The sequence below is a fragment of the Paeniglutamicibacter sp. MACA_103 genome (assembly GCF_045798555.1).
Taxonomy (GTDB): domain Bacteria; phylum Actinomycetota; class Actinomycetes; order Actinomycetales; family Micrococcaceae; genus Paeniglutamicibacter.
The window spans coordinates 1-20,117 of the sequence record NZ_JBIXLN010000024.1; the positions used below are offsets into that span (position 1 = coordinate 1).

Consider the following 20,117-nt stretch of genomic DNA (forward strand, 5'->3'; position numbering starts at 1 on the left):
CACGCTTCAAAAGCTCTTCTGTTGAAGGCATCAGACAGACTTACGCGTCTGCGACCTTGCGACCCTTGTATTCAAGGAACAACTCGGTGCCTGCGGAATCCGTAACAACCTTTGCCTGGTGCGGCAGGCTGTAGGTGACGCGGCCATTTTCCATGGTCTTCACCAGGGTAGGCGCGGTTGCCTTCCACTGGGCGCGACGGGCGCGAGTGTTTGAGCGGGACATCTTCCTCTTCGGGACAGCCACGGCTACTTCTCTTCTCTCTCGACTGAATGTGTACTCTGTGTCGCGTCCTCTGCGACGATGTCGGTCAGCCCGGCAAGCGCTGCCCAACGAGGATCCAAGACCTCATGGTGATGCTCAGGATCCTCATTCAGGCTTTTTCCACATTCGGAGCAAAGCCCTGCACAGTCTTCCCGGCATACCGGTTGGAACGGCAGCGCGGTCACCACTGCATTCCGGAGCACCGGTTCGAGATCAATACGATCATCTACAACCTGGTACTGGTCAAGCTCTTCTTCTTCGGTGAACTCGTGTAAGCCCTCGTAGTAGAAGAGTTCTTGAATGTCGGCATCGAAGTCGTACGCCATGGCTTCCAAGCACCGTCCGCATTCACCGCTGATTTCAACAGTGGCGGTTCCGGAGACCAGAATGCCCTCGTGCACGGCTTCGAATCGCAGATCCAGATCAACTTCCGATCCTTCACGGACTCCGATGAGTGCCACACCGATTTCAGCGGGTGCGGCGACCACCTCATCAAGGGTCGTCATGTTTCCCGGGCTTCGCCCGAGATCCTTGGTTAAGAAAACCAGGGGCGAACTGCGATCGATGCCGTGTGACGACGAACGATCTGAACGCTTTTCGCTAATGATGACTCCTGTAGAACATAGACCGACATTACATCCTAGCGCGGTTTGCGACGGGAGCCAAAACCACCGAGGATCGAGCGTTGCGTCACAGGAGCGCCGCGGCCGAAAATTTCATCGACCACCCTGCCCGCGGATTCGCCATCGTCGTGGGGGGCAAATCGCGCAATGAAACCGTCGCTGGGCCCGGCCTCCACCAGTTCCCCTTTGAGGGCGCTTCCGAGGGTGCTCCACAGCTGATCCTCGTCGGTGACGATGGGCCCCGGGAGCTCCTTTTCGTAGTCCATGTAGAAGCCACGCAGGTTGTCGCGGTAGTTGTCGAGATCGTAGGCGAAGAAGAGGATCGGCCTGCGCAAGAGCGCGAAATCGAAGAAGACGGACGAGTAGTCGGTGATCAGGACATCGCTGGCGAGGTAGAGATCCTGGATCTCCGGGTAGGCCGAAACGTTGATGATGCTCCCCCTCAGCTCCTCCGGTATCTTGAGACCGGAACTGACCAATACGTGCATGCGCAGCAGCAACACGGTGTCTTCGCCGAAGCGCTCGTTGAACGATTCCAGGTCGAAGGGGAGCTCAAAGGTGAATCGGCCCTTGCCGTTGCTGGAATCATCCCGGAACGTCGGCGCGTAGAGCACAACCTTGTGGCCTTCGGGGATTCCCAAAGTGGTCTTGATCTCCTGGGCCCTTACCTTCGACTCAGGGCGCAGCAACGGGTCATTCCGTGGATACCCAAGCTCCAGCACGGGACCCTTGTACGCAAAGGCGCTTCTCATGGCCTCGGTTGCGTACGGGCTTGGCGACAGGAGGTGCGTCCACTGGCTGATGGCACGCGTCACGCGGTCCAGGTAGCCTTCGTCGCGACCGTGGATGTCTTCGATGTCGTTGAGCATGCGCTTGAGCGGAGTTCCGTGCCAGGTCTGGACGTAGACGCCGTTCTTGCGCCGCGTCATGTAGAACGGCAAGTTTTGGTTGACCACCCAGTACTTGGCGCGCGCCAGATTCCAGAAGTATGCCGGCGAAAGTCGTTTGACAGTCGTGGTACTCGGGTCGCTGAATTCATGGGGACCGGAGTAGATCCAGACCTTTTTCCGTGTGTCTCCGCGTCGCAGAAGTTCCTCGTAAATGTAACGCGGCGAATCGGCATACTGCTTGCCGAGGCCGGCTTCGAATACCACCAGGTCTCGATCCATGGGCATGCGGGACACCAGTGCCTGCATGCGCTTCATGAGCGGGAAGTAGCGGCCGCTGTGGCGGAAGCGGTTTTGTGCGCGTTCTGCCAGCTCGCTTTGGCGCAGACTTCTCACACCGAGCTTGGGCAGGTGCATGTCCCGGATTGCTTCGAAGACCCGGGACGAATGGCCCCGGTCCCGAGCCACGATGAAGCGTGACGCGCGGTCGCGGTAGGTGGATTCCATTCTCATGCCCCGCGCCACGGTAGCCTCCAGGGTGGCGACAAGGGACTCACGGCTAAAGGCGATGCGTCCGGGCAGTTCGCGATCCAGATCCAGATGCGACCCCAGATTGCCCAGGAACCGTTCCCGATCAAATTGGAAGTAGTGAACCGGCTTGTCCAGGAAACTGAAGTCGAAGCCCACGCTTGAGTAGTCCGTGACCATGGCCGCGCTCTGCTTCATGAGGAACTGGACATCGATTTCTCCTTGCCCCACGATTCGGACCGGCGCGCCGGCGAAGTGGGATCGAAGATGCTGCATGTTCGGATGCAGGCAGAAGACCAATTCCAGCTGGTTTTCACGCACCAGCTTGGCCAGCGCCGGGTCGTGCAAAAAATCGTTCCACTGCTGGAAGTAGTCGGAATCGATGAACCCCTCTTCATTTTGGAGCCAATCCCGCCATGTCGGAATGATGAGGACCTGCCGGGGTTCGACCGGAACATCGGTGTCAAACAGCGCATCGAAGCGGGGCAGACCGGTCACGACCACCTCGCCTGGATCGTAACCAAAGTCCTTGACGATGTAGGACCTCTCGCGGTCCGAAGAGACGCAGAACAGGTCCGTATGGAATCCGGCGGATTTCTTTCCGTAGTTCGGGACCATCCATTTGGTACCCATGACGCCGTGTTGCAGGAACACCTTCCCGGCACGGGACTTCGCCATGAATGACGGATGCCGCGTTGGGTAAAGGTAGTCGGGGTGGTGCGAACCGATGATCCTGTCCGCGGCCAAGGCGATCTCGAAGTGGTCCTTCGACTGGTACCCGATGACGTTTCCGAGCGGACGGACGTTCTCGTATTCGGGTGATGCCAGATCTAAGACGTAGTACGCGTCGATCTCGGGATGGTTCTCGCGGATGTACCGGAAGAAGTGGTAGCCGTTGTCCTGGGCCTTGTACGGCAATTCACCAATCAGCCAGACAGGTTTTCGTCCGCGGCTACCCAGCAGGTGCCTAGACGGGCTGAAGTCCCGAAGGACCTTGAATGACGCTTCGTCAACTACCTCGAGAATCAAGGACGTGGCCTTGGCCTTGAAGGTGTAGTAGGGATTGACGACCAAGGTCTTGCCGTCGCGGGTGAAATCGCCCGCTCGCGTGGTGGCTCGAATGGCATACGGCGTCCTGGCCACGCGCACACGTTTCGGCTCGTCGACACCCTCGATGTCGAACTCGAGATAGAGGTCAAAGTTGTCTGTGGACTCGATGCTCTCCCAGTCCACGTCGGCAAGGGCGGCCTCGGCGGCCCATGTGTACCTGCCGAAACCATAGCGTTGGCGGGTCTGATCCTCAATGATCCGGAGGTCTACGGTGCCGCTGAATTCCTGGCCGCTTCGCCGGCCAAGGATCAGCAAGCGGGCGGAGGTCAGGCGCGAGCTCCGGCTGTAGGCGACGCCCGAAAGCCGCAGGTTACCCGCAACTACCGCCGTTGCGTCGGTGCGCAGCGTAACGTTGTGCCGGATCTCGCGGTTCATGGCGATCACGAGTTCACCGCGCTTGTTGATGTACGGACGGGCAAGCCCGTCGTGCGCTTCGTATCCTGCAAGCGGATCAAGGTCCGTATCGGCTGCCTTCCCGAGGACACGGTGGAACCGCAACGGCTCCCCCACCGCGATTGAGCCTGCGTCCACGGACTCGCTGACCTCGGCGCGCGTCAGGGTGCCGGCTGTGCCGGCAATCTCGATCGCCGCGACTCCGAGCGGCAGTGCGCCGACCGCGCCCTCGTATTCGAGACAGACTCGAACTATGCCTTCGGCAGCGTCGGCCTCCCCGTCCAACTCGTCCAGGAGCCCGGGCGCTGCCGAATTCCATTGCTGGCACAGCGAACCGAGGTCGATGACACCGGCAGACGCGTAGGCATCCGGGGCTAGTTCCTCCAGCGAGTCAAACGCGGAGCGTGTGATGACGGTCTTTCCGTAGACCACACTCAATCCCAGGGGCTTTTGGCCTGTGACGGCACCTACCTGAAGGAGACGACCCTCCTGAGCGACCTTGAGGGAGATGGAACCCTTGAGAGTCCGGGTCTTCCGCCGTGCGTCCTTCCGGTGCAGGCCCTTTCCATACAGGTCCTGGACCATGCTCGCCAAGGTCTTGGGTGTTTGCTTCACGAAGCAACCTTTCAATCTGGGAAATTCGTAGCGGCGGGGATCACTGTATTCTCCAAGCGCCCGGGGGCCTTGGCGCCCATCTGGAACCGGCCATGCGACCCGTACGTCGGGTGGCGGCCCAGCGGCCCAGAACGGCTTCGTCATGGGGCCCCGTCGTCGGCAAGTCGTCCGGCGCCCGATTCGAAGGATGATGGCCAGGGATACACGTGCTGCAGGAATTCCCTGACGGTCGATGTGCGGTCAATGTGCTCGTGCCGGCCTGTGCTGACCTCGTTGAGGCAAAACATCTGGGGTCGCTTTTGCAGGAACAGCCTGGCCAGCTTCAGATGCACTTGCTCCGAGCCGAGATCAATGTATCGATAGTCGATCTCTCCCGGGAACGCCTTGCCCAAGGCGCATCCGTAATAGTGAGCCAGCGCCGAGGGAATGGAAATGTCGGTCTCGCTTCGGAACCTTGCCCTGGCGGTTTGTCCGGTTTCCAACGGGTGCCGCTGCGCAATGGTTCTCAAGGTTGACTTGAGTTGGGCATGGGCGACGTGCTTGAACTTGTGGGCCGATGATTTCCCAAAGGTTGCTTCCAACAGCCGGTTGTTGTTCTGCGCGGCGATGTTCACTGGAAGGTTCTCGGTGTCTTCGAGATCGAATCTCCCGTCGGAGAGCGCGAACTTGGGATAGCCCGTTGGCGTGTAGAAAACCTGTTGTCCCAGTAAATGGCCGAAGAAGACGTCGTCATTGACGTAAATGAATCGTTCGGCGAGGTTCGGGATCCTGTGCAACTGGGACTCGATGGCATGGGAATTAAAGGTGGGGAGCGCGTCTTGGTCCTCGAAGATCTCCCCGTGGTCTACCAGCGTGATCCTTGGATGGGCTTCGTCGAGCCATTCGGGGCGCTGTCCCGCCGTCACCACATAGATGTGGTTGACCCAGGGAAGGAATGCCTCCGCCGAACGCAGGGAATAGCGCAGCTCGTCATGCGAGGTGTACCTCGCCGCGTCGTCCGCTGTTGGCGGCAGGGCTCCGGAAATCCGTGCCTGGGTATCGCGTCGCTGCCTTTGCCAGCCTAAGTCGGCACCATCCACCCACGTGTAGACGAGGTCTATGGGTTCGGTGACCTCGAGGATGTTTCTGGCGGGAGCAGCGCTGCCGCCGGGGATCACCAACAGACGAACGCCAATCGCCTCAACGAGGTCACTTCGGCGGCCGGTCTGGGACTTCGTCGCGCAGCTCCAGCCGGACAGGGCCCCGGGGACAAGCGCGTCCTTGGCGATCGGCACGAGGGCAAAGCCGGCGGTTTTCAACCGGGAGCAAAGCATCGGCGCTTCACGCTCGTTGACGCGGACCAGTGCCGTGTCTCCCTGCCACTGGACCTGATGGGCGGAACCCGGTTGACTGCCCTCGAAGGCCTCGGCCTGCAACCGTCGGAGCGCGGCAATCGGAGTTGAGGAAGCGGGAGTCTTGTTGTCCATGAGTTCGATGGCCCGTCGCCAGTATCCGGGCGGGACCATGGCACCAACGCGGCCCTTCCAACCGGATTCAAGACTCATAAACACAACCTTCTAGAAATCGAATTCAATGCGCGCAGATACGTTTGCCGCTCAACCAGTCTATTCATTTTCCCTGAGGAGTTCCGCCGTCCGGATCCCGGCGCCACCGAAGGCGCACATAGGATGGTCTGGTGACCACATTTGATGCCGTGCTGCGACAGTCTCAACTCATGTCCAAGAAACTCCATGCCCTGGCCGTGGAGAAAAGGGTCGGCAAGAAATTTGGGAACGACGTGCCCGGGCCATCCGAGACCGTTGATTTCGTAGCATTCTTTGCCGACGCGCCTGGCCAGAGCTACCAACTGGAACAATGGTTGGCACCCTTTGAGGCCCTGCAGCGCAGCGGACACGGCGTATGCCTGGTGATCATGAATGCACTCACCGCGCGCCAGGTGGCCGGGCGGACCAGTCTGCCGATCCTGCTTTCGCGTTCCATGGAACACATCGAGACGACCCTGGCTTCCTGGGGAACCTCAGGCATTTTCTACGTGAACAACTCACAGGCAAACTTCACCATGCTGCGGATCAACGGCCCGGCGCATGTTCACCTGAGCCACGGTGAAAGCGAGAAATCATCGATGGTCTCCAACCAACTCAAGGCCTATGACTTCGCCTTCATTGCCGGCCATGCGGCCCGAACCCGAATCCTGGAATGCATCCCCCGCTTTGATCCGGCCAAACTGGTTGAAATCGGCAGGCCTCAGCTCGACGACGCAGATTCAGGACCGTTGGCACCACGTACCGCAGCGCGAACCACGGTACTTTACGCGCCGACGTGGGAGGGCGACGGGAAGAACATGGCCTACACGTCCGTCACTTCGGTTGGAACCAAGCTCGTCGAGACGTTGTTGTCGGATGACCGCTTCACCCTCGTGTTTCGGCCGCACCCCAAGACGGGCAGCTGGTCGGTCAAGGCGCGTCAGGAACTTGCCCGCATTGAAAAAGCCATTGAGGCCGCACCATCCAAGGGACCAGGCACCGGGCACCGTGTCGAGGTGTCGGGCGATCCGTCTCTCAGCATCATGGCCTCGGACATCGTGGTGTGCGACATCTCGGCCATGGCCATGGACGCGATCGGACTGGACAAGCCGCTGCTGCTGCTTCACAGCACCGACACCCCGATGATCCACCAGCTGGCCGCGGAACAATCGCTGTCCCTGGAACATGCCGAGACGCTGTTGCACGAAGAGGGCGGACGGCAACTTCTCAACACAGTTGCGAGGCTGGGCGGAGAGCGCCCATCCGAACGGCAACGGTCGCTGCGCAACAACGTCTTTGGCGATCCGGCCTTGGGCCGGGCAACCGAGAGGTTCATTTCCGCCGCGATCGCCCTCACGGGTGCCGTCGAACGAGCCTAGTTGCACTGGCCACGGACGGAGGCAGCGGCGCCTGAACCACGCCGGCGACTCCCCCACCCGCGGTCAAGGGCCACCCGGCCGCCCCGCGCTAGGTAATCTTCTCCAACGCTTTGTCTAGATCCTTTTCTAGGAAAGGAGTCAGGGTTTCGGCGTAGGTGGCAGTGATGTGGGACGCGTCAAAGTACACGACGACCCCTCCGATCACCGCGGGGCAGGTCCCGTCCTGGCAGAAATACCGGGTGGGGTCGATGACCGCCACGTTCTCGTGCGAGCCTTCAGCCGCGACATCAGCCAGGGGATCCATCCACTCCCATCTGTCGGTGCTCCCCGAACACTCCGCATTTGCGTCGGTTGCCGTGGCGACGCAGTCCGGAATGTTCCGCAGTGTGGCTCCGGGGTACGGTGTGTCGCGGATGACCACGATCGGTGTCTCTGAGGCCGTCCACCGATGCAGGTAGTTTTCATATCCGGCGCGGGCCGGGGCCTCAGAAGTTTTCATCGAATGGCCAGCTACCGGAACCGATTGGCGTTCGGATGAAATAATCAGGTCAAACTGGCCTTGGGCCGTCTGGTCCAAGACCCATTTGCCATAGTCGGCGCAGCCCTGCGCCTTGATTTCGGCGTCAAACTTCAACGTGGCGGCGGTCGGATTGCACCGGGACACCAGGAAGGTGGTAATGGTCCAGTCTTTTTCCGCAGCCATTTTTTCGAGTGCCGGAAGCCAATGCCCCGCATGAGAGTTGCCCACCAGCGCCACCTGCGTCTTGCCGGTCCCATAGGTGCATGTGGGCTTCTTCTCGAATGGTGCATTGGACCAGCAACCATCGTCGTAGGCGGCGGACTTGTCGGTTTTGGCAAGTGCCGGGGACAGTATGAGCTCCCGGTCCGCCGTGTTTTGGCAATCGCCGCTTGGGTCAGCGAGCGCCGCAGCGCCGAAGCAGGCAACTCCGCCGTTGAGGGCGGCTTCCAGTGAAACCGATGCGGACTCCTCCCGCTTTCGGGCTTCGCCAGCTACACCTGCCGCGGCCAGCACGACGCAGGCCGTGGCCGCCACCAGGAATCGTAGGGGCGTCAACAGGGACGAAACGTCAAGCGTCTTGCGGAATGCGTCTTCGACATACTTCTTGGTGAGCATCGACAGCAGGATGGTTACCAGCGCCACGGCCACCAGGTCCAAGGTGCCCAAGGGGCCGGATACGAACGGCAAGAGGACAAGGACCGGCCAGTGCCACAGGTAGATCGAGTACGAATGGGCACCCAGGAACTGGAAAGGCCTCGAGGAAAGCAAAGTGGTTGGTGAGTAGCGCGAGGTCGCGGCAACCCAGATCACCACTGCCGTCCCGACGACGGGCAGGGCGGCCTGGTAGCCGGGGAATGGCGTGGCCGAATCGAAGACGACGCCTGAAACAATGATCCCGGCAATGCCCATCCAGGCAATCACGGCACCTACAGGCGAGGAGCTGAATCGCTTGCGCGGAGCGGGGACCAAGGCCACCACGGCGCCCAAGGCAAGTTCCCAGGCGCGGGTGAAGGTGGAGAAGTAGGCAACCGCTGGTTCCACGGAGGTCAAGAGGATCGAATAAGCCAAGGAAAGAGCGACAATGAGGGAAATGCCCACAAGGACAAATCGCTTGGGGTTGAGTTTCTTTCCGACCGCAAACCACCAGAGGGCGGCGATGCACAGTGGCCACAAGAGATAGAACTGTTCCTCCACTGCCAACGACCAATAGTGCTGGACCGCCGTGGGGGCATTGTCTTCGGCCGAGTAGTCGACACTGGTGGCCAACAGGAACCAGTTCTGCGAGTAGAACGCAGAGGCGATCGCTTGGAGCGTGTTGTCCCGCCAAAAGGATTCCGGCGCCAGTACCCGGACCGCGATAACGGTAGTGAACAACACCAGCATCGACGCCGGAATGAGCCGCTTGATGCGGCGCAGCCAAAAGGTCCCGAACTCCTTGGGCTTACGGGGTGGATGCTTGATCAGGTGCGAGGTGATCAGGAAACCGGAGATCACGAAGAAAACATCGACACCGATGAATCCGCCGGTGATGCTCTGCGGAAGCAGGTGGTAGACGACCACGAGACCGACTGCTATGGCGCGCAGACCCTGGATGTCGAGCCTGAAGTGCGTTGGCTTTGCGGTGCTCATAATCTCCCGTTTGTTGCATGCTCGGAACGCTCGGTTCCCTGTCCCGGAAAATCCTTGCCCGGTCATGGGCGACCCGCCAGCTCCATGACGCGCTGCTGCCTCATGGTGGCTTGGAAGCCGTCGATTCCTGCCGAGGGCCGTTGGCCCGTGCCCCGTCCCTGACGTTCACGGCTTTAGGGCATGGACCGCCCATGCCCGGGGCGCGACAAATCAGCCCACAAACTCCGGGCAGTTGGCCAGAGGGCGAATTCCCCTAGCTCAGTTCCTTGACGATCTGGCTCAGGCTGTCGAGGGTGTCCTTCAGCTTGGCGACGTGGCGTTCGTCGAATGCGCTGAGCACCCGCTTCAATTCCGTGGTGGAGATGCCCGAGGTGCGGGGCAGGTACACGACCTCGACCTCGTCGCCCAGGTCGTCGAACTTGCCCTTCCAGTCCTCGCCGATGCCGAAGACGTTGACGCCGTACTTGGCAATGTCCAGGCGCTTCTGTTCCCAGTTGTCTTCCGGGATGGCCTCGTCGACGTACTTGATGGCCCTGACGATCTCGATGCGCTGCTCGAAGGGAACAATCGGCTTCTTGCCCTTGATGGCATTGAATTCGTCGGTGGATACGCCGACAATCAAGCGGTCGCCTTTTTCCTTCAGGCGCTTGAGGATATTCAAGTGACCGATGTGGAAAAGATCAAACGTGCCATACGTCAGGACTGTTTTTGCCATGTTCAACTCCATTTACTGCTTTGTTGCGCGCTAAGGCGCAGGGATCGAAGATCTTAGATTACGGGTGGTCTGCCGGCCAACAGCATTCGCAGGTGGGTGGACCACTTGAGTTTTCGCCGCGGTGTTGAGTACCAGGGGCTTTCCCGCCAGCCGGCAAGCCATCCACTGAAGTATTGCCGCACCGCATTGGGGTTCTTGCGCAAGCGCATGGCTTCCACCAATGCCCAGCTCGACACATAGATCCAGCTAAAGGGCCAGCGCAGGTTGCGCTTGGCCAGCCATACGCGGTTACGCGCGTTGAGGCGGTAGAACTCCTCGTGCCGGCGCTGGTCGACCACGGGGTGGCCGATCCTCATGTCGCCGGCATACCAGACGTGATGCCCGGTGTCCCAGACGCGCCAGGCAAGTTCAATTCCCTCGTGGGCGTACCAGAAACCTCCGGCCCATCCCCCGGTCTCCTCGAAGATGTGGCGGGGCATCAGCAGGCAAGTTTCGCCGACGTGGAAGACCCGGCTCGATTCCCCGGCCGTGCGCTTGTTCAGTCGCGGGATCCACCGGGTGGGATCGTCGTTGCTCGCCGGGTCGGTGATCCGCGGCTGCAAAAGGCCCATCCGCGGGTGGCTCTCGAACCTGGAGATCGCCTCTTCGAGGAAGTCCGGATCCAGGAACCAGGAATCGTCATCCAGGAAGCACAGGTACTCCCCCTTGACCAGCGGGACGCCCGCATTGCGGCCGGCCGGGATGCCCAGGTTGTGTTCCAGGTAGTGGCCGCGAACGCTTGCGGGAAGCCCGACAGGATCCCAGCCGTTGCCCACGACGACCACGTCCAACTCGACCTCATGTTGGCCCAAGAGGCTCTTCAATGCGCGGTCCAGTTCCTCGGGCCGATTGCCCATGGTCAGGACCACTACGCCGACCGAGGGAAGATTGCCTGCTTGACTCATCAAGGGATCACCGCAACCGGGATGAGGCCATGGTCGCGACAAAGTGCCCGATGTTCACCAGGACCACCGCCGGCAGGAGGATCCAGAGCATCCACTTCTCGGCAATGCCGGGAACACCGACGACGGCCGAGACAACGGAGAGCACCAGGATGAGGAGGCTGAGTTCCACGGCATGGAGCATCTTGTGGAAGGGCGCGAAACGTGCTGCGGAGCGCAGTTTCCCGACCAGGCTGGTCCGGGACACGGCACGTGCCTCCGCCGTGTCCGGGAGCTTGCCGAGCCCGGCCATGCTGCGGGCAGCGTGGACCATCAGGCTTTGCGAGCGGTTCAGCACCAGCAGCACCGAAAGCACCGCGGCGATGAATAGCGTCGGCCAGGCCTGGGAGGCGTCTGCCCCCTGGGTCTGCAATTCGACGAAGACGCGATAGCCCAGGGCAATGGGGATCAGGGCCTCGGTGGTGTGGTGCCCGACCATGTCGATGAAGATGCCGCGCGGGGACTGGGTGCCGCGCCAGCGCGCCACTTCACCGTCGCTGCAGTCGAAGTAGAGCTGCACCTGGGACAGGACCACTGCCAGCAGCGGTCCCCACACGCCCGGGATCAACAGGGCGGCCGACATGAGCCAGCCGGCCAGGATCATGAGTCCGGTGACGCCGTTGGCGCTGATGCGTGTGCGCACCAGGACGGCCGTCAGGTAGATGGAGATGTGACGCAGGTAGAGTTCCGCCGTCCAGTGCTCGGCGTTGCGCCGGGCGCGGACTTCCGGGGGCTGGCACACCGCGCGCAGCTGCTCGAGCGTCGGGTTGGCGGGTCGGATGGTTTCATCGCTCATGCGCGCACCCTCCCCCGGTCCAAGGTTCCCTGGGCACCACGCACACGTCCCTTGACGAAGCCAACGGCCCACGGGAAGTGGATGGATGGGAGAACTCCGAGCATCAAAAGCTTCTCCTTCAAGGTGGTTTTCTTGCCGGTCAATGTAGCAAAGACCACCAGGCCGGCGTAGCCCACCGGTGCGAGCTTCAGCAAGTTCAGTACAAACCGCACGGCACCGGGCGCCTCTGCCGTGAGCCACGGATCGATCAACCAGGCAACGGCCCCCAGGGTGGTTCCGACAACCATGAGCGGCGGCAGGTCGTGACGGATCGATTTACCGTCGGGGTATCGACGCGACAACTCACCCCGCCAGACGCCGGAGGCATAGGACTGTTCGGCAAGTGCCTTGTAGGTATCGCGGGGGTAGTAAGCCGTCTCCAGTTCGGGGTCGAACCAAACCTTGTACCCGGCCTGGCGAATGCGCAGGCAGAGTTCCCAGTCTTGGGCTCGATGCAGCGACTCGTCGTAGTAGCCGACCTCGTCAAAGACCTCGCGGCGAAAAATACCCAGGTAGGCGGATTCGGCAGGGCCCTCCGGCGCGCCGCTGTGATAGGCAGCGCCGCCCAGCCCCCAAGGGGAATGGTACGCCGCGGCAATCGCACGCTGCAGGGGGGTCTTGCCCCGTGCATCCATGAGTCCACCGACATCGTGGGCACCGACACGGAACATGGTTTCAACACCACGCGCAGTATAGGAGGGAGACAACTCGCTGTGCGCATCCACGCGCACCACGATCGGATACTGCGAGGCCTGGATGGCGAGGTTCAACCCGATGGGTGTGCGCCCCTGCGGGTTGTGCACCAGCTTGACCCGGCCATCCTCGGTTGCCAGCTGCGCGGCCACGTCGTCCGTCGCATCCGTGCTGGGCCCCAAAGCCAAGACGATTTCCTTGTCCCCGGCGTAGTCTTGGCCAAGCACGCTCGCGACGGCATCGCGCAGGTAATCGGCTTCGTTGAGCACCGGCATGACGTAGGAAACGCCCAAGTTCTGCGCAGCAGTCACTTCTTCTTGGCCTTATAGGCATTGACGACCGTCTTGGCGTCTCCGTCCATCATCAGGACGCCCTTTTCAATCCAGATCACCCGGTTGCAGGTATCCAGGATCGATCCCATCGAGTGGGAGACGAGGAAGATCGTTCCGGCGTTCTCGCGGATCTCACGGATCTTGGCCTCGCTGCGCTTGCGGAAACGGGCATCTCCAACGGCCAAGGCCTCATCGACAATGAGGATGTCGTGTTGCTTGGAGGCCGCGATGGCAAACTTCAGCCGCGCGGACATGCCGGAGCTGTAGGTACGCATGGGCAGGTCGATGAACTCTTCGAGTTCTGCGAACTTGGTGATGTCTTCGCGCATCTCGTTGATTTCTTGGCGGTTGTACCCAAGGGCCAGACCACCAAGCATGATGTTCTTGTCACCGGAAAGGTCAGGGATCAATGCCGCGCCGACTCCCAACATATTCGGGCGCGACGAGGCGTAAACGGAGCCTTCCGCAGGGCTGGTCAGACCCGTAATGGTGCGCATGAGCGTCGACTTGCCCGAGCCGTTCGAGCCAATCACACCGATCGATTCGTTCTCATACGCAACAAAGGACACACCCTTGACGGCATGGACTTCCCGAATGCCGCGGGTCGATGACTGCAGCAGGCGCTTAGCACCCGCGGCACCAACGGACTTGCCGCTCGAATAGACCTGGTACTTGACGTGAAGGTTATCAACGATGACCACTGGCGTGCGTGCTTGATCAATTTCGACCGACGCATTCACCGGTGATGATTCGGGTGCAACATCGTAGACAGGCTCGGGCTCGAACTTGCCATGCAACCGGGGGTTGATCAGATCATCAAAACTAGTCAACTCGACCATAACGCTCCTCCGCAGCCCAGAAATAAATGGTGCCGCAAACCAAGGCGGCGACAGCCCATACCGACAAAACAATCCAGTAGAACGAGGGATACTCCACGCCGTTCATGATGGACCCACGGGCAATTTGCAGGGCCTGGTAGATGGGGTGGAAATCGAACATTCGGACGAGCACTGGGAACGCATTCAAGATGCGGTCGACACTAAAAAGCACTCCGGAGGTGTAAAACAGGATTCTGGTGATCAACGGCAGAATCTGTGTGAAGTCTCGGACGTGCACGGTCAATCTGGCGCATATCAGCGCCATACCTGTGTTGAACATCGTGAATAGCACGAGCAACGGAATCACCATGAGCCAGCTCCATTTAGGTGGCGTTCCCAGAATCATGCAGTAAATAAACATGACTCCTAACATGGGGACCAACGTGAGGAACTGCTGAATCACCGCCGCGATGGGCAAGGTGATCCGCGGAAACGCCAAGGACTGGACCAAGGAAGCGCTGCCCGTGATGGACTTTGCACCCGAGTTCACGGATCCGGTGAAGAATTCAAACAAGAACACGCCAATGACGACGTAGACAGGGAAATCATGAGGCTTGCTGGATTGCAGCATCCCGAAAATCGCCCCGTACATCAGGGCATTCATGGTCGGCTTGATGACAACCCACAACATGCCCAGACGGTTCCGCTGGTTTGATGCTTGCAGCCGGCTTCTGGCGAGCTCAAACGCAAAGTCGCGCCTGGCCCATGCCTGTTTGAGATAGCTCACCAGGTCCGGACGAGCACCGACCCTGTTCAGGCCGTACTGCGCCGCATATTCGGCAGCTGTCATAATTCTCGTTACCTCGTTGATCACGGTTTACTCGCCTGCTGACGCCGACGAACCTAATGAAGTCTAGTAGATACGCATGCTGATGGCCGGTTTGCATCCGGCGACAGGGCCATGTGTGATCTATGTATCAATTCTCAATCGTCGATATTTGCACTGTCCAAGTAGGTCCTGAGAGTGTCGGTCCGAAGTGCCTCTCCGAGGTCTACCAGCGCTTGTTCGTCCCGCAGAACGATCGATTGTCCGTCCGGCGACGTGCCGAGACCGGCCGTCGGCAACGTGAACATCTTGATGTTCGAAGCGCGTACGTCCTTCAGCTGCAGTCCGATACCTGCCGCCGTGGCCGAATCCAAGCTCTCGTCCAGCGCAAGGTAGGGCGAGAGCTTGTCAATGACCTCAAAAATAGTGGCCGGATTCGTCAAGGTGTCCTTGGACAGCATCTCGTTCATGACAGCCTTGATGAATTTCTGCTGGTTGCGCACGCGCTGGTAGTCGCCATCAACGAAGGGCTTGCGTTCACGGACGAATCTCAACGCCTGGTTGCCCTTGAGCTCTATGTCGCCGACCGGGTAGAAGTACTTCTTGCTGTCGGTCGAATAGAACTCGATGTCATTGTGCACAGTGACGCCGCCCAGCGCCGTGGTCAGCTCCTTGAAACCGTCAAAGTCGACCATCGCCACGTGGTCGATCTTGGTATCGAGCATCCCTTCGACCGTTTGGACCACCAGGGGTACACCCCCAAGAGCCATCGTGGCGTTGATCTTTTGGCTTCCATGGCCGGGAATGTCCGTGTAGAGGTCACGCATGATCGACATCACGTAGACACCCTTACGGTCCTCCGGAATATGCATCAGCATCATCGAGTCGGACCGCTGGTCGGTGCCGCCGGCCTGAAGCAGATCGGCAGTCTCCGTTCCATCCGCCCCGTGGTCAACGCCGAGCAACAGGAAGTTCAGGGATCCGTCGTCGGGGTTCTTGATCGGGCGGTCTTGCTCGTCCGGAAAAGCTTCACCGATGACTCGGGTCTTTGAATCGAACGTCTGGGCGAGGTTCGCCAGATAAGTACTGGCCACCACAGCTGCAACCACAATCACGGCAGTCGTGCTTAGGAGCACGATGAGGCCCGTGCGTTTCTTGCGACGAGCAAGGCGACGAGGTACGTATTCGCCCGGGAATTCTTTTTTATTAGTCAATCAACGTCTCCCTAAGACCAGAACGAGAAGTCTCGGACGACGCGAGGCAATGTTTCGGTCGACAACTTTCGTACAAACAAAGCAAGGCTAGCCAGCGCCCCTGTGAGGATGCTGGGTTAGCCTTGCCATCTACAGAAATCTTAGCGTCCCGCGACGAAGTCCTTAAGCCATGGAAGGAGGTCCGGTCCCAGGTCCTCGCGTTCGCATGCCAAGGAAATAACGGCCTGGATGTAGCTCAGCTTGTCACCGGTGTCATAGCGGCGCCCACGGAACACGACGGCGTGGACACCACTGCCCGGCCCGTCGGCCGCGGCCAAGGTCTCAAGGGCATCGGTCAACTGTATTTCGCCACCCCGACCAGGCGCTGTTTCTTCGAGCACTTCGAAGACCCGCGGGTGCAAAACGTAACGGCCAATGACGGCCAAATTCGAAGGAGCATCCTCTACGGCCGGCTTTTCCACCAACCCGTTGACCTTGACGTAACCCTCGCCGTCAACTGCGGAAACATCTGCGCAGCCATAGGCGCTAATCTGATCCGGTTCAACTTCCATTACGGCGATGACGGAACCGCCGGTCTTTTCCTGCACGTCGATCATGATCGAGAGCAGTTCGTCGCGCTCATCGATGAGGTCGTCGCCCAGCAATACGGCGAATGCCTCTTTACCAACATGCTGTTTCGCGCAGAGGACTGCGTGGCCCAGGCCCTTGGGGTCGCGCTGGCGAATGTAATGGATTTCACCCAGATCGGTGGCTTCTTGGACCCGACGCAACTTTTCGGTGTCACCCTTGGCCTCAAGCGTCGCTTCCATGGAAGGAACACGGTCAAAGTGGTCTTCAAGGGCCCGCTTGCTGCGTCCGGTGATCATCAAGACGTCTGTGAGTCCGGCCCTCGACGCCTCTGCCACAACATATTGAATGGCGGGCTGGTCAACAACCGGCAGCATTTCCTTTGGCATCGCCTTGGTGGCCGGGAGGAAACGCGTGCCCAATCCAGCTGCTGGAATGACGGCTTTGATTAATCGACGGTAATCAGTCATAGCTTCGACATTACTTCATGGCCTAGTCGCCCAACTAACTCGTCGATCTTCAGGGCGTGTTCGATCGCAATCTCTTCAACACTGTCCGCGGCAGGTAATCCGCAACGTCGCCGCCAAGTGACTGGACTTCCTTCAGCAGGGACGATGACAGGTGCATATAGCGGTTGTCGGCCGCAAGGAATACGGTTTCAACACCAGTCAGGTGACGGTTCATCACGGCCATCGGAGTCTCGTACTGGTAGTCAACTGTGGAGCGCAATCCCTTGACGATGGCGTCGGCGCCATGCAGTTTGCAGAAGTCTGCAAGCAGGCCGTCCCCCATCGGTTCGACGCTGACACCCCGTAGTCCCCCAATGGTTTCCCGAACCATTTCCAGGCGTTCGTCGGGTTCGAAGCGATACTTCTTGGCATAGTTCGTTGACACTGCCACGATGACTTCATCAAAGAGGTTGCTGGCACGGGCAATGATCTCAACATGACCATTATGGATGGGGTCAAAGGACCCGGGGCAAACGGCTCGACGCATACCCTGAAATCTACCAAGCCTGCTTGGGCACGACTGCTTCGTGCTGCTTGATGACTCAACGTGTCGTTTTCCGCTAATTCGCCCGCGAGCCACCGACTAACGGGATAATGGACCATGTCCACATTCGATTTCCCTTGGCAGCGCATGGCTGCCGGCGCCAATTTGCTTTCCCCCGCTGGTGACCTCGGGGTCACCATATTTGAGGAAATCACCACCCTTGCCGTGAAGCACGAGGCCATCAATCTCGGGCAGGGATTCCCAGATGCCGATGGCCCAAGGATCTTCAAAGTTCTGGCTGCCCAGGGAATATCAGGCGATCTTAACCAATACGCCCCCGGCTCGGGAATCCTTCCCCTTCGCACGGCCATTGCCAAGCACCAAAAACGCTTTTACGGGCTGGATGTGGATCCCGGGAACGAAGTTGTCGTCACGACGGGTGCAACCGAAGCCATTGCCGCGGCCATACTCGCATTCATTGGGCCCGGAGACGAGGTCATTACCTTTGAACCGTTCTATGACTCCTATGGTGCAACCATCGGATTGGCAGGCGGCGTCCACAAGACGGTGGCCCTGAACGCACCGGATTTCCAGCCCGAAATCAACGACCTACGTGCAGCCTTCAACGAACGCACACGCATGATTGTGCTGAACAATCCCCACAACCCCACGGGCACCATCTTCGGCAAGGAAATGCTCGCCGAAATCGTTGCATTGGCAACCATGCATGATTGCCTGATCGTCTCCGACGAGGTATATGAACACCTCACCTTCGGCGTTGCCCACACACCCATTGCCACGTTGCCTGGCGCGTGGGATCGCACCATTACGATTTCCTCGGTCGGGAAGACCTTTTCGTTTACCGGTTGGAAGGTTGGTTGGGCCACCGGGCCGGCCGACCTCGTTGCCGCCGTTCGCACGGTGAAGCAATTCCTGACATACTCCTCCGGCACGGCATTCCAGCCCGCGGTCGCAGAAGCCCTGGATTCCGAGTCAGCATTCTTTACCGACTTTGCCGAGGACCTTGGCAAACGTAGCGAGGTGTTGGCCAAGGGTCTTGAGGCTGCCGGCATGACGGTCTACCGACCGCAGGGCACGTACTTTATCGTCGCGGACGTTGCTCCCCTTGGTTTTGACAATGCCTTGGACCTGGCCCGCCAGATGCCTGAATCAGTAGGTGTCGCGGGCATTCCCTTGTCCGTCTTCTGCCACGCAGACGGAGCCGAGCGCACTCGAAGCCTGATGCGCTTTGCGTTTTGCAAGAAGCCGGAACTGCTCACCGAAGCAGCAGTCCGCCTCTCCCACCTGTCAGCCAAGGTGGGTGGCTGATCTTGGTGAATCGTGCGAGCCGTTGGCTGAGCAACCTCGGAGCCCACGCCACCTTGGAGGAAGATGCCTTCGTTGCCGGTGCCTGGGTCTTGGCACTGGGTGGTGCCGAGCAATCACACGTGAACGTGGACCATCCGGAACAAATCTTCTATGAGTACCTTCGGCGGCTTGCCAACCATGTCGACGAGTACGGGGAGCCCGGACGGCCTCTTCGGGTACTCCATTTGGGGGCCGGGGCATTGACCTTGGCTCGATACATTGAGCACAAGAGGCCCGGGAGCATTCAGGTCGCCGTGGACCTGGAGAGGGAATTGCTCGATTTTGTCCTTGACTCCCTGCCCATGGCAGATGCAGGAAACCTGAAGACGATTATTGGGGACGCGCGAAACGTGCTGACCCATGAATTGGCCACCGAGGAATTCGACATCATCGTTCTGGATATCTTCAGTGGCTTCGGCGCACCGCAGCATTTGACGGTCCCCGCATTCTATGCGGAAATGAACGACCTGTTGCGTCCCGACGGACTCGTCTTGGTCAATGTCGGTGATGATCCGCCGTTTGCCTTCGCTGACAGCCAAGTCCAGGCGATGTCGCAAGTCTTTGCCACTGTCACGGCCAGTGCTCCCACCGAGATCTTCTCCCGAAAGTACCCGGGAAACATGATTCTGGCGGGCACCCAATCGCGCCTCGACCTGGCCGTGGTGGACAGGTTGCGGGCCGCAGGACCGCACCCTGGAACGGTTCTATTCGGCGCCGAGCTCGACGGGTTCGGCAAACCATAGGCGGGTTTCTCCGTATTTTTTTTCGGCAAACTTCTCCAACCCGTCCGGCCACGTAGGTTCGGCGGATCGCGAGGATCGTTCGACCACGACCGTTGCCCCAACCTCGAGGACCAGCGCAACCTTTTCCAGCGTCGTGGCCAGCTCCTCTTCCGTCAGCGGATAGGGAGGGTCCATGAAGACGACATCCCAGGTCCTTCCGGCGCTTCCCCCAGCGACCGGGGCGAAGGAATCAAGGACGGAATCCACCGAGCCGCGGCGAACGCTGACCAACTCGTTGCGCAGCGCCTTGTTGACGAGTCCGGCATTGGCCTGGCAGACCGCGACGGCCTTGGGAGCAAGTTCGACCAACAGAACCGAACGAGCTCCTCGGCTGGCCGCTTCGAGGCCCAGCGAACCGGCTCCTGCATAAAGGTCCAGGACCCGTGAGTTGGCCAGCACGTCGTAACTTTCGAGCCTCGAAAACAAGGCTTCCTTGACCCGGTCGGTGGTCGGCCGGGTGGAGTCCCCGGGAACGCTTTTGAGTGAAAGGCCTCCGGCGGCGCCGGCAACGATGCGACTCATTGT

General features: G+C 60.0%; 18 protein-coding genes. 3 read left to right on the plus strand and 15 right to left on the minus strand.

Annotated elements, in window-relative coordinates; genetic code table 11:
- Nucleotides 1-40: 40 nt before the first annotated feature.
- The 4 genes from rpmF to ACIPVK_RS12480 all read right to left on the minus strand — a co-directional run bounded on the left by rpmF (nt 41) and on the right by ACIPVK_RS12480 (nt 5,884).
- Nucleotides 41-244 (minus strand): 50S ribosomal protein L32, encoded by a 204-nt coding sequence (gene rpmF / locus ACIPVK_RS12465; RefSeq protein ID WP_007273166.1) that lies wholly within the window; start codon nt 242-244, stop codon nt 41-43.
- Nucleotides 245-246: 2 nt separating this feature from the next.
- Nucleotides 247-810 (minus strand): DUF177 domain-containing protein, encoded by a 564-nt coding sequence (locus ACIPVK_RS12470; protein WP_217390510.1) that lies wholly within the window; start codon nt 808-810, stop codon nt 247-249.
- Between the two features lie 92 nt (nt 811-902).
- Nucleotides 903-4,418 (minus strand): CDP-glycerol glycerophosphotransferase family protein, encoded by a 3,516-nt coding sequence (locus tag ACIPVK_RS12475; RefSeq protein WP_407612302.1) that lies wholly within the window; start codon nt 4,416-4,418, stop codon nt 903-905.
- A gap of 140 nt (nt 4,419-4,558) precedes the next feature.
- Nucleotides 4,559-5,884, minus strand: a complete 1,326-nt coding sequence (locus tag ACIPVK_RS12480) for a stealth conserved region 3 domain-containing protein (protein ID WP_407612303.1) — start codon at nt 5,882-5,884, stop codon at nt 4,559-4,561.
- Between the two features lie 209 nt (nt 5,885-6,093).
- Between ACIPVK_RS12480 and ACIPVK_RS12485 the strand changes: the two genes are divergently transcribed.
- Nucleotides 6,094-7,320 carry a CDP-glycerol glycerophosphotransferase family protein gene (locus tag ACIPVK_RS12485; protein ID WP_407612304.1) on the plus strand — a complete coding sequence of 409 codons (1,227 nt, stop codon included), beginning with the start codon at nt 6,094-6,096 and terminating at the stop codon, nt 7,318-7,320.
- A gap of 88 nt (nt 7,321-7,408) precedes the next feature.
- Here the strand turns inward: ACIPVK_RS12485 and ACIPVK_RS12490 are convergent, their stop codons facing one another.
- The 10 genes from ACIPVK_RS12490 to coaD all read right to left on the minus strand — a co-directional run bounded on the left by ACIPVK_RS12490 (nt 7,409) and on the right by coaD (nt 17,445).
- On the minus strand, nt 7,409-9,469 hold the full coding sequence (locus ACIPVK_RS12490) for an acyltransferase family protein (RefSeq protein ID WP_407612305.1): 2,061 nt from the start codon (nt 9,467-9,469) through the stop codon (nt 7,409-7,411).
- A 253-nt stretch (nt 9,470-9,722) separates the two neighbouring features.
- On the minus strand, nt 9,723-10,184 hold the full coding sequence (locus ACIPVK_RS12495) for an adenylyltransferase/cytidyltransferase family protein (protein WP_407612306.1): 462 nt from the start codon (nt 10,182-10,184) through the stop codon (nt 9,723-9,725).
- Between the two features lie 53 nt (nt 10,185-10,237).
- On the minus strand, nt 10,238-11,128 hold the full coding sequence (locus ACIPVK_RS12500) for a glycosyltransferase family 2 protein (protein WP_407612307.1): 891 nt from the start codon (nt 11,126-11,128) through the stop codon (nt 10,238-10,240).
- Nucleotides 11,129-11,135: 7 nt separating this feature from the next.
- Nucleotides 11,136-11,960: a CDP-alcohol phosphatidyltransferase family protein gene (locus ACIPVK_RS12505; RefSeq protein WP_407612308.1), complete on the minus strand. Its 825-nt coding sequence runs from the start codon at nt 11,958-11,960 to the stop codon at nt 11,136-11,138.
- The gene (locus ACIPVK_RS12510; RefSeq protein WP_407612309.1) at nt 11,957-13,003 is read right to left on the minus strand and encodes a glycosyltransferase family 2 protein; all 1,047 of its coding nucleotides are present in this window, start codon (nt 13,001-13,003) and stop codon (nt 11,957-11,959) included. Before ACIPVK_RS12510 ends, ACIPVK_RS12505 begins: the two co-directional genes overlap by 4 nt.
- The gene (locus ACIPVK_RS12515; RefSeq protein ID WP_407612310.1) at nt 13,000-13,863 is read right to left on the minus strand and encodes an ABC transporter ATP-binding protein; all 864 of its coding nucleotides are present in this window, start codon (nt 13,861-13,863) and stop codon (nt 13,000-13,002) included. Before ACIPVK_RS12515 ends, ACIPVK_RS12510 begins: the two co-directional genes overlap by 4 nt.
- Nucleotides 13,847-14,716 carry an ABC transporter permease gene (locus ACIPVK_RS12520; RefSeq protein ID WP_407612311.1) on the minus strand — a complete coding sequence of 290 codons (870 nt, stop codon included), beginning with the start codon at nt 14,714-14,716 and terminating at the stop codon, nt 13,847-13,849. Before ACIPVK_RS12520 ends, ACIPVK_RS12515 begins: the two co-directional genes overlap by 17 nt.
- Nucleotides 14,717-14,826: 110 nt before the next feature.
- Nucleotides 14,827-15,882: an LCP family protein gene (locus ACIPVK_RS12525; protein ID WP_407612312.1), complete on the minus strand. Its 1,056-nt coding sequence runs from the start codon at nt 15,880-15,882 to the stop codon at nt 14,827-14,829.
- A gap of 140 nt (nt 15,883-16,022) precedes the next feature.
- Nucleotides 16,023-16,919, minus strand: coding sequence for a UTP--glucose-1-phosphate uridylyltransferase GalU (gene galU / locus ACIPVK_RS12530; protein WP_407612313.1), 897 nt, complete (start codon nt 16,917-16,919; stop codon nt 16,023-16,025).
- A gap of 49 nt (nt 16,920-16,968) precedes the next feature.
- The gene (gene coaD / locus ACIPVK_RS12535) at nt 16,969-17,445 is read right to left on the minus strand and encodes a pantetheine-phosphate adenylyltransferase (protein ID WP_407612314.1); all 477 of its coding nucleotides are present in this window, start codon (nt 17,443-17,445) and stop codon (nt 16,969-16,971) included.
- A 114-nt stretch (nt 17,446-17,559) separates the two neighbouring features.
- On the opposite strand from coaD, the gene ACIPVK_RS12540 reads away from it, so the two are divergent.
- Nucleotides 17,560-18,771, plus strand: a complete 1,212-nt coding sequence (locus ACIPVK_RS12540; RefSeq protein ID WP_407612315.1) for an aminotransferase class I/II-fold pyridoxal phosphate-dependent enzyme — start codon at nt 17,560-17,562, stop codon at nt 18,769-18,771.
- Nucleotides 18,772-18,776: 5 nt separating this feature from the next.
- Nucleotides 18,777-19,553, plus strand: a complete 777-nt coding sequence (locus ACIPVK_RS12545; protein ID WP_407612352.1) for a spermidine synthase — start codon at nt 18,777-18,779, stop codon at nt 19,551-19,553.
- On the opposite strand, the gene rsmD is transcribed toward ACIPVK_RS12545, so the two are convergent.
- Entirely contained in the window at nt 19,515-20,114 is a 600-nt protein-coding gene (rsmD, locus tag ACIPVK_RS12550) for a 16S rRNA (guanine(966)-N(2))-methyltransferase RsmD (RefSeq protein WP_407612316.1), read from the minus strand. The genes ACIPVK_RS12545 and rsmD overlap by 39 nt on opposite strands.
- Nucleotides 20,115-20,117: the final 3 nt, after the last annotated feature.

Coding starts and splice junctions, on each gene's coding strand:
- ACIPVK_RS12515 (WP_407612310.1), bottom strand. CDS start 13,863: ATGGTCGAGTTGACTAGTTTTGATGATCTGATCAACCCCCGGTTGCAT.
- ACIPVK_RS12495 (WP_407612306.1), bottom strand. CDS start 10,184: ATGGCAAAAACAGTCCTGACGTATGGCACGTTTGATCTTTTCCACATC.
- galU (WP_407612313.1), bottom strand. CDS start 16,919: ATGACTGATTACCGTCGATTAATCAAAGCCGTCATTCCAGCAGCTGGA.
- ACIPVK_RS12480 (WP_407612303.1), bottom strand. CDS start 5,884: ATGGACAACAAGACTCCCGCTTCCTCAACTCCGATTGCCGCGCTCCGA.
- coaD (WP_407612314.1), bottom strand. CDS start 17,445: ATGCGTCGAGCCGTTTGCCCCGGGTCCTTTGACCCCATCCATAATGGT.
- ACIPVK_RS12490 (WP_407612305.1), bottom strand. CDS start 9,469: ATGAGCACCGCAAAGCCAACGCACTTCAGGCTCGACATCCAGGGTCTG.
- ACIPVK_RS12505 (WP_407612308.1), bottom strand. CDS start 11,960: ATGAGCGATGAAACCATCCGACCCGCCAACCCGACGCTCGAGCAGCTG.
- rsmD (WP_407612316.1), bottom strand. CDS start 20,114: ATGAGTCGCATCGTTGCCGGCGCCGCCGGAGGCCTTTCACTCAAAAGC.
- ACIPVK_RS12500 (WP_407612307.1), bottom strand. CDS start 11,128: ATGAGTCAAGCAGGCAATCTTCCCTCGGTCGGCGTAGTGGTCCTGACC.
- ACIPVK_RS12540 (WP_407612315.1), top strand. CDS start 17,560: ATGTCCACATTCGATTTCCCTTGGCAGCGCATGGCTGCCGGCGCCAAT.